Source organism: Streptococcus danieliae (assembly GCF_009767945.1).
Taxonomy (GTDB): domain Bacteria; phylum Bacillota; class Bacilli; order Lactobacillales; family Streptococcaceae; genus Streptococcus; species Streptococcus danieliae.
The window spans coordinates 1-13,787 of sequence record NZ_WSRS01000049.1 but is presented as its reverse complement, the minus strand read 5'-3'; the positions used below and the strand labels follow the sequence as shown (position 1 = coordinate 13,787).

The 13,787-nt window shown below is 45.0% G+C and carries 13 protein-coding genes and 1 pseudogene; 6 read left to right on the top strand and 8 right to left on the bottom strand.

Annotated features, from left to right (window positions below):
- Positions 1-86: 86 nt before the first annotated feature.
- Complete coding sequence (locus E5983_RS09870; protein WP_269148530.1) at positions 87-503, bottom strand: IS630 transposase-related protein; 417 nt, start codon at positions 501-503, stop codon at positions 87-89.
- A 326-nt stretch (positions 504-829) separates the two neighbouring features.
- Positions 830-985, bottom strand: a pseudogene (locus E5983_RS06060) (IS110 family transposase); the annotation flags it as partial.
- A gap of 522 nt (positions 986-1,507) precedes the next feature.
- On the opposite strand from E5983_RS06060, the gene E5983_RS06055 reads away from it, so the two are divergent.
- The gene (locus E5983_RS06055; protein ID WP_160332992.1) at positions 1,508-1,741 is read left to right on the top strand and encodes a hypothetical protein; all 234 of its coding nucleotides are present in this window, start codon (positions 1,508-1,510) and stop codon (positions 1,739-1,741) included.
- Positions 1,742-1,793: 52 nt separating this feature from the next.
- On the opposite strand, the gene sstT is transcribed toward E5983_RS06055, so the two are convergent.
- Positions 1,794-3,002 (bottom strand): serine/threonine transporter SstT, encoded by a 1,209-nt coding sequence (gene sstT / locus E5983_RS06050; protein ID WP_160332991.1) that lies wholly within the window; start codon positions 3,000-3,002, stop codon positions 1,794-1,796.
- 209 nt (positions 3,003-3,211) lie between these two features.
- Between sstT and E5983_RS06045 the strand changes: the two genes are divergently transcribed.
- The 4 genes from E5983_RS06045 to E5983_RS06030 are packed head-to-tail and all read left to right on the top strand — an operon-like array spanning position 3,212 to position 6,770.
- Positions 3,212-4,066: a mechanosensitive ion channel family protein gene (locus E5983_RS06045; RefSeq protein WP_160332990.1), complete on the top strand. Its 855-nt coding sequence runs from the start codon at positions 3,212-3,214 to the stop codon at positions 4,064-4,066.
- 14 nt (positions 4,067-4,080) lie between these two features.
- The gene (locus E5983_RS06040; RefSeq protein WP_160332989.1) at positions 4,081-4,620 is read left to right on the top strand and encodes a DUF4352 domain-containing protein; all 540 of its coding nucleotides are present in this window, start codon (positions 4,081-4,083) and stop codon (positions 4,618-4,620) included.
- Positions 4,621-4,629: 9 nt separating this feature from the next.
- Positions 4,630-5,568 (top strand): peptide-methionine (R)-S-oxide reductase MsrB, encoded by a 939-nt coding sequence (gene msrB / locus E5983_RS06035; RefSeq protein ID WP_160332988.1) that lies wholly within the window; start codon positions 4,630-4,632, stop codon positions 5,566-5,568.
- Between the two features lie 11 nt (positions 5,569-5,579).
- Positions 5,580-6,770, top strand: a complete 1,191-nt coding sequence (locus E5983_RS06030) for a CapA family protein (RefSeq protein ID WP_160332987.1) — start codon at positions 5,580-5,582, stop codon at positions 6,768-6,770.
- A gap of 88 nt (positions 6,771-6,858) precedes the next feature.
- On the opposite strand, the gene treR is transcribed toward E5983_RS06030, so the two are convergent.
- From treR to E5983_RS06005, 5 genes are all read right to left on the bottom strand, one after another.
- On the bottom strand, positions 6,859-7,581 hold the full coding sequence (gene treR, locus E5983_RS06025; RefSeq protein WP_160332986.1) for a trehalose operon repressor: 723 nt from the start codon (positions 7,579-7,581) through the stop codon (positions 6,859-6,861).
- 3 nt (positions 7,582-7,584) lie between these two features.
- Positions 7,585-9,231, bottom strand: a complete 1,647-nt coding sequence (treC, locus tag E5983_RS06020; protein ID WP_160332985.1) for an alpha,alpha-phosphotrehalase — start codon at positions 9,229-9,231, stop codon at positions 7,585-7,587.
- Positions 9,232-9,287: 56 nt separating this feature from the next.
- Positions 9,288-10,703: a PTS system trehalose-specific EIIBC component gene (treP, locus tag E5983_RS06015; RefSeq protein WP_160332984.1), complete on the bottom strand. Its 1,416-nt coding sequence runs from the start codon at positions 10,701-10,703 to the stop codon at positions 9,288-9,290.
- Between the two features lie 101 nt (positions 10,704-10,804).
- Entirely contained in the window at positions 10,805-11,377 is a 573-nt protein-coding gene (locus tag E5983_RS06010; protein ID WP_160332983.1) for a hypothetical protein, read from the bottom strand.
- 19 nt (positions 11,378-11,396) lie between these two features.
- A complete protein-coding gene (locus tag E5983_RS06005) occupies positions 11,397-12,827 on the bottom strand; it encodes a hypothetical protein (RefSeq protein WP_160332982.1) in 1,431 nt (476 codons plus the stop codon).
- Positions 12,828-13,128: 301 nt separating this feature from the next.
- On the opposite strand from E5983_RS06005, the gene E5983_RS06000 reads away from it, so the two are divergent.
- A complete protein-coding gene (locus tag E5983_RS06000) occupies positions 13,129-13,374 on the top strand; it encodes a hypothetical protein (RefSeq protein ID WP_160332981.1) in 246 nt (81 codons plus the stop codon).
- Positions 13,375-13,787: the final 413 nt, after the last annotated feature.

Below are 13,787 nucleotides of genomic sequence, written 5' to 3'. Positions count from 1 at the left end.
TATTCGTTCAAAGCGGCGACCACTAACTTGAGCATAGACTTTCTCTCCCTTTGGTGCACGGGCTCTTGATCGATAAAGATTGGTATCTATACCAGTTTCATCACTATAAACAACTGGTAAATCAGATAAGACCTCAAGAGAATCCTTGTATTGACGAACTTTTTCTGGATTCTGTTCTCTATAGCTAGTTGTTTTTTTAAAGTGATACCTGCCCTTTTTAAGGCTCGCCAAATAGTACTAGGTGTACAAGAAAATTCTTCTGCGATTTCTTTTAAAAAAGCATTTAGGTGTTTCTTAACAAACTTCTCAAGCTTATCTAATGGAATTTTTTGAGCTTTAGAGATTCTCTGTTTCCGATTCAAATGACCTTGTTCTTTTAATTGTTTTTCCCATATATAGAGAGTATTTGTGCTGATGTCAAATAATTTAGCTGTTTCTTTACGTGTGTGTCCTTCTTCTACATAGGCTAAAACACGTTTTCTAAAATCAATTCCGCATGCCATATCACTAGTATAGCACATACTATTTATATCTCAAGCAACTATAATATATGAGAGTGAGACAGAACTAAGATGAAAAAATTTAGTTTATTCGCTTTCTTAATTTTCTACCATTTGTCAACCATTTTTCTAAAAATTAGCCAATTTATTTGGCAGAGTGGTGCCTGCTGAGCCTAGTTGGCAAGCGAAGGGAAGGGGATTTTGTGTCAAGGCCTTGAGCGTCAGCGTGCCTTTACACGGAATCCCTCTTCAAAAAGAGTACACTGAAACAGCACCTTGACTTTCAAATTTTTTCGCAAGGAGCTATAATGGTGTAGCACAATCCTTCTTTATCGATTTTTTGCAATATTATAGTCGTAAAGTTTATTGTGCGTTATAAGGTAATGAATCGTTAGAATGAGACGATGCATAGAGGCAATCACATGTGGCTTAGTTGAAGTCACTTGTGATTGCTTTTTTCGTTTCTCATAACAGTCCGCAATATGGACTGTTTTTGCTTAGGTGGTGATCATATGACGGAACTTTATTTGGAAAAGTTGACGAAAAGGTACTGAGATGGTTCTCTTGTCTTAAAGGGGATTACATTGAAGCTACAGCCAGGTCAGTTGACAGCTCTAATTGGAAAAATGGTGCGGGGAAATCCACTTTACTTGGTTTGATACAGGGGCACTTAGTTTCTACGAAAGGATCTATTAGACTTCCTGCAAAACAGTGACAGAACCTGAGATTTATCGGAGTCATCACTTGAAAAAGACTGAGTTACAAAATGTTTCAGTGTGGTTATGCGATCTCTTCTGTTGAGAAATGGGATCTAATACATTAGTTCCGCAGGAAGTCTCTTGTTAAAGAGGCTTGTTTAAAAGAAGTTCTGATATTGTTGAGAGATTCCATAATCAAGGGGATTTGGAAGGATTTCAGCTGAAAAAGGAGGGATGCAATGAAGAGAACTCCTTTCGGACTGGATTTCACTACTATTATTAGATTTTTTAGCGATGGAATTAGCTTGGTTGCAAATTATTTTTTCTTTGTTGAGTGGTTATCAGTTTCAGTTCGGGACAGCTAGTCTGGTCACAGGCTTTGTCTTGATTCTTGTAACAAGGAATGCCTTGGCTTGGAGTTTTCAGCTATCGCTCCTAGTACTTCTAGTTCTATCTTTGTTGTTATACGTTTTAGCGAGCGTTTGCCAAGCTTATTTTTTGAAGCGCATTGCAGGCGACTTGTTTGTGAATGAAGGACGCTAGCGGAGTATACAAAAAACCCTGATCCTAATGAACAGATCAGGGTTTTTTGGTATTAGCTATTTTTTCTCCAAGCGCTCTGTTCTGCATAGGCAGTGTAGAGAACGTCGGTTGAAGAGTTAAGGGCAGTTTCACATGGGTCTTGGATAAGTCCGATGATGAAACCAACTCCGATAACTTGAGCAGAGATATCTCCAGAGATTCCAAAGAGGCTACATGCTACAGGAATCAAGAGAAGAGATCCACCAGTTACCCCAGAAGCTCCAGCAGCTGAAAGTGCGGCCACTAGCGAAAGAAGAAGCGCAGTTCCAAAGTCAACTGGAATACCGAGGGTATGAACCGCTGCAAGGGTAAGAATAGTGATGGTAATGGCAGCTCCACCCATGTTGATGGTTGCACCAAGTGGGATTGAGATGTTGTAAGTGTCTGGATCCAATCCAAGTTCTTCAGACAACTGCAAGTTGACAGGGATGTTGGCAGCAGAGCTTCGAGTGAAGAAGGCTGTTACACCACTGACTCGAAGCGTCTTAAGAACGAGTGGATAAGGATTTTTACGCATCATCACAAATCCAATGATTGGATTGGTTACGAGGGCAACAAACAAGTTGGTAGCGACAATGATGAGGACTAATTGTCCATAGCCAAGAAGTGCTTCGATCCCTTGGTCAGAAATGGATTTGAAGACCAAACCGAGGATACCGAAAGGAGCGAGGTTGATAACCCAAGCGACAACACTTGAGGTAACGTCTGCAACTGTTTCGAGTAAGTCCTTGCTTTGTTGGCTGGCTTTACGCATTGCCATACCGAAGAGGCTAGCCCAAGCCAAAATACCGATGTAGTTACCATTAGCGATGGCGCTAACAGGGTTTTCAACGATATTGAGCAAGAGGTTACGGGCAACTTCCGCAAGACCACTTGGTGGTGCAATATCCGTGGCCGCATTTGCTAGTGTTAAGGTTGTTGGGAACATGAAGGAAGCAATGACAGCAACCAAAGCAGCAGAAAACGTGCCAAATAGATAAAGCACAACGATAGTCTTCATATTAGACTTTTTGCCTTCTTTTTGTTTAGAGAGGGCATTGGTAACAAGGGTAAATACCAAAAGGGGAGCAACCGCTCGCAAAGCACCTACGAAGACATCTCCGAGGATTCCGATAGCTGACCAAGATGGAACAACAAGGGCTAGGGCCAAACCAATGACGACGCCAATGACAATTCGCTTGATCAGACTGGCTTTATTCCAAGCCTGAATGTAACGTTTCATGACTGAAACCTCCTTATTTTGATTTTAAATAGTCTACTATACGAAAGCCTTTATGTCAATGCACTTGACCGCTTTTTCGGTGAAAAGTTCGGAATTTTTCTAATTTTTCATTCAATTTTAAAAAAACTTATTGAGATCATCAAATGAATTGATGATCTCAGGAGTAAAAGCAGGGATATTTCTGTGTTATAATAGGGAAAAGGAGAGCTATGCAAAATTTACTATTACGAACCCTGGAGAGGGTTCACTGGGAGGAAGTGCTAGATCAATTCATTTCGAAATTTATCTCCCTCCTCCTACTGTTTGTGTTATTTTGGATTGGGAAGAAGCTGATTCATGCTCTGGTCCATCGGTTGGTTGCTCCATCCCTCTTGTTTGTGCAAAGCAATTCGGCTCGGAAAGAGACCCTCTTGCATTTGATTGACAATGTGCTCAATTATGCCCTCTACTTTCTGCTGATTTACTGGACCTTGTCAATTCTTGGTTTACCGGTATCCTCCTTGTTGGCTGGAGCTGGTTTGGCTGGAGTTGTTGTCGGTTTAGGTGCCCAGGGCTTTTTGTCAGACATGGTCAATGGCTTTTTTATCTTATTGGAGCGGCAGTTGGATGTTGGGGATTATGTGATTCTCCCCAATGGTTCGGGCAAGTTGTCGGGCACGGTTGAAAATGTCGGGATTCGGACGACCCAGGTTCGGGATGGGAATGGAACCCTCTATTACATTCCTAATCGTCAGATTCTAGTTGTCAGCAATCAGTCGCGGGGGGAGGTTTCGGTTACCTTGGATCTGCCTCTTTTACCGGGAACGGATTTTGACTTGGTGGATCAGGTGATTGCCAAGGTCAATCAGTCGCAATTGCAGACCTTGTCTCAATTAGAGGGGCAGCCCAAGGTTCTTGGGGCTCAGTGGATTCGAAGTGAGGGCTTTGTCTACCGGATTTCAGTTCCCATTCAACAAGGCCAGGATTCAGGGGTTGTCTATCCCTTGTATCGCTTGTACCAGGATGCCCTCAAAGCGGCTGGTATTGAGTTGGCTAGCTCTTCCAGCTCCAGCGCACAGAATTAAGGAGGTGAGGCCCTATGTCGGAGAAGAAGGCCTTAAGATCTCAGCCCTATTGGATCTGGATTTTTAGCTTGGTGGGCCTGAATCTGTTCCTACTAGCGGTTGTGGCGGGCCTGCTCTTTTCCTATCTAGGTTTAGCTCGGGACAATGAGCAGTATGCGCGCTTTTTAGGTTTGAACCAAAAGGACGAGACAGTTATCGAGCAAGAACTGAATAAATCACGGCAATTTGTCACGGGGGAACGGGTAACGGTCAAGGCCATTATGCGTGATCCAGAGCAGGAAATGTGGGATGATGCGACGGGGACAGCGGTGGTGGTCGACTTGCTGGTGGAAAATAGTCACGCCCATACCTTCCGTGTGAATCCCTACAGTTACGAATTATTTGATGAGGAGGGCGAGCCCCTACTCTTGGATAGTGTAACCTTTGATCAGGAGTCTTTGAGCTCCAACCTGCAACCGGGGGATCAAGAACACTATCGCTTGGTTTTTGATGGTGAGATGGGAACAGGTCCCTATCATCTTGTGCACTATGATACGCAATGGACGTCTGAATAGGAGGTTGTTATGAAATCAATTTATTTAGCAGGTGGTTGTTTCTGGGGTTTGGAAGAATATTTCTCCCGTATTGATGGAGTTCAGGAGACCAGTGTCGGTTACGCCAATGGTCAGGTTGAAACGACTAATTATCACCTCTTGAAGGAGACTGACCATGCGGAAACGGTATTTGTAGCCTATGATCCGGCAGTGATTAGCTTGCGGGAAATTTTACTGTACTACTTCCGGGTGATTGATCCCCTCAGTGTAAATCGCCAAGGGAATGACCGTGGTCGCCAGTACCGGACGGGGATTTACTACCAGGATGCGGATGATCTACCGGTGATTGAGCAGGTAATGACTGAGCAATCCCAGCATTTTGGCAACCAACCCTTGGCTGTTGAAGTAGAGCCACTTCGCCACTATATTCCGGCTGAAGACTACCATCAAGAGTATCTAAAGAAAAACCCAGGGGGGTACTGCCATATCGACGTCAATGATGCTTACCAACCCTTGATTGATCCGTCTCTTTACCAGAAACCGGAGCAAGAGGTTTTGCGGGAACAGTTGTCTGAGGAAGAGTACGCCGTGACGCAAGAAAACGCAACTGAGCGTCCCTTTGACAATCGCTTTGATGACCACTTCCAAGAAGGAATTTATGTGGATATTACCTCTGGAGAGCCGCTTTTCCAATCAACAGATAAATTTCAATCCGGTTGCGGTTGGCCTAGTTTCTCAAAACCAATTGCTAAGGATTTGATCCAATACCGGCAAGATTTGAGTCATGGTATGCGCCGGATCGAGGTTCGGAGCCGGGCTGGTGATGCCCATCTAGGACACGTCTTTGAAGATGGTCCACGTGAGTCTGGTGGACTTCGTTACTGCATCAATAGTGCTGCCCTACGTTTTGTGGCCAAGGAAGAGATGGAAGCTGAGGGCTACGGTTACTTACTCGGACTCTTTGACTAGGACAGGCATTTATGAAAAAAGAAGTATTTGTGACAGCTCTGTTATCTGCTGTGCTGGCTGCGGGAGCCGGTGTCTACTTTGGTCGCCCCTATGTAGAGGAAATGCTGGCCAAGCAGGCAGCTGATCCAGTGACAGAGGCTCGGATTATGGCTAATGGCGATTTGCTTTACCATGACTTGCTTTATTATTCGGCGGAGCAGGCAGATGGCAGCTATGACTTTTCGGAGAATTTCACTTATGTGAAGCCTTGGTTGGAGCAAGCTGACCTGGTCCTGGGCGATTTTGAAGGGACCATTAACCCAGACTATCCTCTAGCGGGATACCCCTTCTTTAATACACCAGAACAGGTGGTTCAGGCGATCAAGGAGGCTGGCTATGATGTTGTGGATCTGGCCCACAACCATATTTTAGACTCGGGATTGGAAGGAGTTGCAACAACAGCTCAGGCTTTCAAGGATGCTGGTATTGAGCCGATTGGCGTCTATCCGGATCAGCCGCGCGATCAAGCGCCCTTGGTGATCCGAGAAGTGAATGGCATCAAGATTGCGCTGCTGGCCTATGCTTATGGTTTTAATGGGTTGGAAGCTGGGCTTAGCCCAGAAGAGTATGAGGCTGTTCTCTCGGACTTAGATGAGAAAAAAATGGAAGCCGAAATCAAGCGGGCGGAGCAAGAAGCCGATTTGACCATTGTGATGCCGCAAATGGGTGAGGAATACCGCTTGGAGCCAACTGAGGAACAAATCGAGCTGTACCATAAAATGGTTGACTGGGGTGCTGACTTGGTATTTGGCGGTCATCCCCATGTCCCAGAGCCGACGGAAACCCTTGAAAAGGATGGGGAGTCTAAGTTTATCATCTACTCCATGGGCAATTTTATCTCCAATCAGCGAATTGAAAGTCTGGATGGCTTACTGAATGCTGAGTGGACCGAACGTGGAGTTCTCATGGATGTGGAAGTGAAGAAAAAAGGAGACAAGACCCAGATTACTTCTGTCAAAGCCCACCCTACCTGGGTTAGCCGTGTGGACAAGGGGACCTACTCCCAAGAAGGCTTCCCTCAATATTCCTACCAGACCTTGATTATCGAAGACTTCCTGTCCGGTGGTCGCCATGCCAACCAACTAGATCCAGAGACCCAAGCACGAATCGAAGAAGCCTATCAGGCAACCAATGAGCTCTTAGCCATCAAATGGCCGAAGTGATTGATGGAAAAGTTGGTGAACTTTCTTATTTGAATTTATAATACGAAAAACCGGTTCCTCCGTTTTAGTTGGAGGAACCGGTTTTTTTTTAAGGGTGTCTACGGGAAAAATTAGTGAATTTGAAGGAGGAGGGTCTGTGGTGAGACTGGTTGAGCTGAAAGGGTTGGCCGTCGCCTAGAAAGACGGTAGCTTCAACCAGGGCCACATAAGCTGGATCCAAGTTCTGGAAATAGTCTGTGAGACTGGAATCCGCTGGTTGGAAGGTAATGGTTTTAGCGGAGTGGCTGATGACTAGACCTAGGTTCTCTTCAATATAGCGGTAGATGGAGCCCTGGGCTACTTCCGTGGTTAGTCCGGGAATCAGCTGGGGGTTGAAGAAGTCGATGTCGACGATGTTGACCTGGTCCCCTTTTTTACGAAGGCGGATAACCCGGATGATGGGGTCAAAATCTCTTAGTTGCAGCGCTCTTTTGACCTGGGGGTAGTCCTTAGCCTTGATTTTCTCGACCTGGGCAACCACTGTTTGGTAGGGTTGGTTGAGTCCGTGGTTGATTTCCTGGAAGCTGGTTAGGTTGGCCAATTCAAAGTTGAGGGAGGGGTCGTAGATAATGACGGAACCCTTGCCCCGAATTTTTTGAATATAGGCGTCGTTTTGAAGTAACTGGAGCGACTTGCGGAGAGTTTCCCGGGAGGTCTCAAAGCGTTGACAGAGTTCCATTTCAGATGGCAGGAGTTGCCCCTGGGGATAGGAACCTTGCCGAATTTCTTGCTTGAGTTGCTCGTAAATTACTTGGTATTTTTTTCCAGTCATAGGCTAGCGGCTTAGGAAGGCAATGGTCTCGTAGGGACGGAGTTCCAATTGGTTGCTGGCTTCCCGTTCACCGTAGTTGCCAAGAAGGTAATTGTAGTTGGTGTTTTCCAGAGAGACAGTGGTTGCTTGGTCGTAGAAGTTATTGAAGACAAGCAGTTCTTGGTCGCCCAGCTGGCGTTTGTAGGCCAGGACTTGGGGGTGATCCACCAAGAGCGGTTGGTAGGAACCTTCTTGGATGATTGGCAGCTCTTTGCGGAGACGGATGAGTTCCTGGTAGTAAGGGAAGATCGTCCCTTGAGCCAGTTCCTTCTCGACATTAATTTCTGGATAGTTGCTAGCCACTTCCAACCAGGGTTGGCTGGTAGAGAAGCCGGCATAGGCTTGGTCATTCCACTGAATTGGTGTCCGGCTGTTGTCGCGTGATTTGACCTGGATGACTTCCAGGGCTTCCGCTTCACTAAGACCGCGCTCCAGCAGCATTTGGTAGGCATTGATACTTTCAATATCCTTGTACTGATCCATGCTGGTGAAACCAGGATCGGTCATCCCGATTTCCTCACCCATATAGATATAAGGGACGCCCTTCATCATGTGGATGGTTTGTGCCAGCATTTTTGCAGACTCGACCCGATAGGGACCATCATTGGTGAAGCGGGTGAGGGCGCGTGGTTGGTCATGGTTGTTCCAGAAGACTGCATTGCAGCCGCCGCCCTGATCCATGCCCACCTGCCAGTCGTTGAGAATCCGTTTCAACTCCGCAAAGTCCATGGCCTGATTTTGCCATTTGTCGCCATCCTTATAGTCGACTTTTAGATGGTGAAAACTAAAGGTCATTGACAGTTCATGGCGGTCTGGTCTGGTGTAAAGGATACAGTTTTCAATAGTGGTTGAGGACATCTCACCAACCGTGACGATGTTTGGATCCTGACCAAAGCTATTTTGGTTGAGCTCCTGTAGGTAGTCATGGACAATTGGCGTGTCAGTATAAAGGCTCTTTTCTTGCTGGTCATTGACGCTGTCCACAAGTAGTTCGTCCTTACCAATCACATTGATGACATCAAAGCGGAAGCCTGAAGCTCCTTTTTTCCGCCAGAAGTTGACAACATCGTAGAGTTCCTTGCGAACTTCTGGATTGTGCCAGTCCAAATCGGCCTGGGTTTTGTCATAGAGGTTCATGTAATACTTGCCGGTGTCCCCAAAAGGTTGCCAAGCTGGGCCACCAAACTTGGATTGCCAGTTGGTAGGTAGGCTGCCATCGGCTTTGGGGTCACGGATATAGTAGTAGGCTTGGTAGCGTTTATCGCCGGCTAGGGCTTTTTGGAACCACTCATGCTCGGTCGACGTATGGTTAAGGACCATGTCTAGCATGATGCCCATTCCCATGGTTTTGGCCTGGCGGGCTAATTCTTCAAAGTCTTCCATGGTCCCGAAGCGGGGATCGATGGCCCGGTAATCCGCGATGTCATAACCATTATCATTTTGAGGGGACACATAGAAAGGGTTGAGCCAGAGAATATCGACTCCTAATTTTTTCAAATAAGGGAGTTTTTCAAGAATACCGGACAGATCTCCGAATCCGTCGCCATTGCTGTCTTTGAAGGATTTGGGATAAATTTGATAGACAACTTTAGAAAATAATGAATCGTTCATGAAAGGCCTTTCTATAAAAATGGGAGGCGAGGACTGAGTCCCGCCTCCTGATCAGATTAGTCTTGTTTCTCAAAGCGAATGAAGACAAAGGTTAGTACAATTGGAAGGACGATCGTAATAGCCAATCCAAGGGCGAAGATGCCCCAATATTGTGGAATAATGGAGAGGATTCCAGGAATACCCCCGATACCAACAGAGTTGGCCAGAACAGGGACAGAACCGAGCACAGCTCCCGCGATTCCAGCAGATACCATGGCTGCCAAGAAGGCTGCTTTGTAACGAAGGGTTACCCCGAAGATGGCTGGTTCTGTAACCCCCAACCATGCAGAGATGGCAGAAGTGAGGGCCATACTTTCGTTTTTACTGTCTTTGTTTTTGCGGAAAATCAACATCATGGCGAGGGCTGCAGATCCTTGTGCAACGTTTGACATAACAAGGATTGGCCACAAGAAGGTGCCGTTTTCAGAGGCTACCAATTGCAGATCGACTGGTAGGAACATGTGGTGCATACCAGTAATGACAAGCGGTGCGTAGAAGGTACCGTAGATCAGACCTCCCAACCAGCCAGCGGTACTGAAGATGGCCATCATGATACCGGTAATTTGGGTCGCCAACCACATGGTCACAGGACCAATAATGGTAAAGGCCAAGAAACCAGTGATTAGGAGGGAAACTGGTGCAACAACCAAGAGTTTCAAGCTGTCTGGGACACGTTTGTTGAGCCCTTTTTCAACATTGGCCAAGATAAAGGCTGCAAAGAGAGATGGTAGAACCTGTGCCTGATAGTTCATTTGCTGAACAGGAAGACCAAAGAGATCCCAAGTTGGAATTTCTGCAAGACCACCTGTGTTGGCATCAAACAAGGCATATTGAGAAGTCAAACCTGGATGGCAAAGAACCAAGCCCAAGACAATCCCTAGAAGTGGTGAACCACCGAAACGGGTCATAGCAGACCAACCGACCAAGGCAGGAATAAAGATGAAGGAAGTCGCCGCAATAAAGTTAACGATACCTGCGAATCCCGCAAAACCAGGATACATTTCAACAATGGATTGAGCTCCAAAGATCCCTGGCTGGGTAAGGACATTGTTGATCCCCAAGAGCAAACCAGAAGAAATGATGGCTGGTAGGATTGGAACAAAGACATCTCCTAACAGTTTAACCAATTTTTGCAGCGGATTCAAATCTTGGGCAGCTTGATCCTTAGCTTCTTCCTTGGAGACAGCCGCAGCCCCTGTTTGTGAGACCAATTCGTCATAGGCCTTATCGACAATACCAGGTCCGATGATAACTTGGTATTGACCATTGGCAGAGAATTGCCCCTTAACCAGATCAATTTGATCGAGGGCAGCTTCATCTACTTGGCCTTCATCTTTTAGAATAAAGCGAAGCCGGGTGACACAGTGGGTTACACTGGTGATGTTGTCCTTGCCACCAATGGCCTGAACGATTTTGCTGACATCGTTTTTCATAAGTTCTCCTTTTGAAAGCGTTTTTTAAACTTGTCTAGACAAATTATAGATGACTTGTCTAGACTTGTCAAGGGGCTGTTTCAAAAAAGTTAAGCGGGGTCTCATTCATCGTCCAGATGAAGAACCTGCTCCTCATCAAAAGTCAGGTCATAAAGCCATTGGAGATTTAAGATAGGTGGTGTGACTCGGGTTTCCAGGACGTGGTCTGTCAGCTGTTTGACGTAGCGATCAACGATAGCTTGGTCTTCAGGAGTAGGCTTTTCTTCCGTGATATCATCTGGGGAGTACTTATGGATATCTATTATTTTTAAATTAGGATCTAATTGAAAATTAATACGGGTATTTTCATTATTATAGTATACTCCAACAGATGTATGAAAGCGAGGGACTCCTTGATCTGATTTAAATGAATATGAGAATGAATCCGATTCATTGTAATTAATAGCATTACCTGGGGAGACATATTCATACTTTCCGTCGGTCTCTCGTTTAGGTTTGAACATAATCTCTCCTAGATTATAGACGACGATAATAGGTGTCAATCGCTTATCGGTTTTTTGAGAGTGGGTATAATAATAAATTTGATGCCAACTGAGATTGGTGAAAATATAGATAGAGGTAGCAAGTAAGAGTAGGAATATCCGAATTAATTTTTTGTTTCTTTGTTTTTTCATAAAAATACCTTTCTAGAGATCACCTTCTACGGCCTCTTGATTTTCTAGGAGCAGGCTTCGGCGCAGCTTTGGGTCTAGGTGTTACCATTGGTCTCGGCGCGACTTTAGGTTTCGGAGTAGCTTTGGGTTTTGGCGCAGCTTTAGGCTTGGGTGCTGCCTTTGGCTTCGGCGCTATCTTTGGTTTAGGTGCAGCTTTAGGCTTGGGTGTTGCCTTTGGTTTTGGTGTAGCTTTAGACTTAGACGTAGCTTTAGGTTTCGGCGCAGCTTTAGGTTTCGGCGCAGCTTTAGGTTTTGGCGCAGTTTTAGGTTTTGGCGCAGCTTTGGGTTTTGGCGCAGCTTTAGGCTTGGGTGCTGCCTTTGGCTTCGGCGCTATCTTTGGCTTAGGTGCAGCTTTAGGCTTGGGTGTAGCTTTAGACTTAGACGTAGCTTTAGGTTTCGGCGCAGCTTTAGGCTTAGACGTAGTTTTAGGTTTCGGAGCAGCTTTTGGTTTGGACGTAGCTTTAGGCTTAGGCGTAGCTCCTCTTTTCCCTGGGTGAGCGGATGTTTTTGGTAGTTTGGATTTTTTTGGTGTCTCTTTGGAAGTTTTGGCCTTGGTCTGTTTTTTCTTCGAAGAACTTGTATTTTTCTTATCCTTCTTCGATTTTTTAGACCCTCCTTTAAAACCATCTAAGATCTTAGAAAAAGGATCGCTAATATATTTTTTAAACAGATTTTTACCACCCTTGTAAACATCTGAAGCAAACTTTTTAACAGGAGGTAAAATATAGGTTACTCCTAAAATGGCGAAGGCGCCGAGCGACAAGGTGGCAGCGGCATTTAAGTTATCTTGCCTTTGTTTGGCTTGCTTGGCATTAGAATGGAATGCTTTATTGTAAGCATCCTGCCGCTTATCATTCGAACTATAGTAGTGATCAAAAGACTCGTAGAGATATGTTCCATTTTGGGTATTTTTCCAAATTGTATAGGCATCTAGATCAGACTTCTTATCTTTTGGATTAAGATTTGTTAGCTTATCCCCAGTATAAGAATTCAACCAAAAGAAGGTTTCTTTGGCAGTATTTGGATTAAAGAAACAACCGAAAACAGTACAAATCCTATTGTGAGGGAAGGCCATGGCAATTTTAATCCCCTCTTTCCACCAAGAACTCTTATAGCTGCTTGCAATCGGCATCATGAGATGGGGTAAATCTATTTTTAAGATGTCATCTTTAGTATGACTTTCAAAAATCTGATCCTTTACTTTTTCGAAATACTTACTCTTTCTATAGTTCACAGTGTCAAAATCATTGACGAATTTTTGACTTGTATCATCACTATAGCTAATCCCAGCGATAGCATTGGCTATCGAATGATTGATCTTATCAATGTTCTTTTTCCCATACTTATCTTCTGCCATTTGTGCCACATCCTTCATGTAGTTCATCAGAAGGTCATACTCTTTTTTGGTCATACCTGATTTTTGATAGATATTTTTGTAGCGTTGTTCTTCTTTTCGTTTTTTATCTTCTCTGCTCCTATCCGACTTACTAGATTTATTGGCCGTATTGGTAGCTTTTTTGGGAGTAGGGGCTGCATTTACTGATATAGTAGTAGAGCTATTTGAACTTGTCCAACTAGGGGCATAGCTTGGATAGGTTACAGGAACTGATGGAACATAGGTTTGAATATAGCTACTTCCTTGTCCTTGGCTGTAATTGAAGGCAGGAGCTGAAAAGGTTCTGTTAGGAACTGAATAGGTGATTCCATGTCTAGTGTTTGCGTTCGATTTGCTAGTGCTAGGGGCAAGTGGTCGCTTGACGGGTCTGCTTGGTCTCGGTTTTGAAGTATCAGTACTTGGTTTAGGGAGTGGTCGCTTAACAGGACTAGTCGGTTCCTGTTTTGAAGTATCAGTACTTGGCTTAGGAAGTGGCTGCTTAACAGGACTAGTCGGTTTCTCTTTTGAAACGTCAGTACTTGGTTTTGGTAGCAGAGGTTCTTTACTTGGTTTTGTAGGTTGAGTTACAGATGGGGTTTTATAAAGAACTTGATGTAAAAAGACAACTGGTGCTTTAGGGGCTATTGGTTTGATAGCTGTAACCGTTAGTGGTGGGAGATCTGGAATAACCGTTAGTTCTGGTTTTTTAGGTTGGACTGGTTGACTGACTGTGGCATAGGCTAGCTCTTTAGGTTGGAGTGGTTTTTTAGGAGCTTCTAGCTTTTTGGTGAGGATCTCTGGTTTAAGCGGAGCGATTGGTGGATTGCCCGGTTTTTCCTGCTGGATTAGCCCACTGGCTTTAATATCCGCATTGACGGTAAACCATTGGCGGGACCGGTCTCTTAGTCTACTTGGATTGGCGGATTTTTGAATATCATTGGGGTTGTAGCGGATTCCGAAGGTAAAGGAGATCTCCCCACCTGTCGCAAGCGCAAC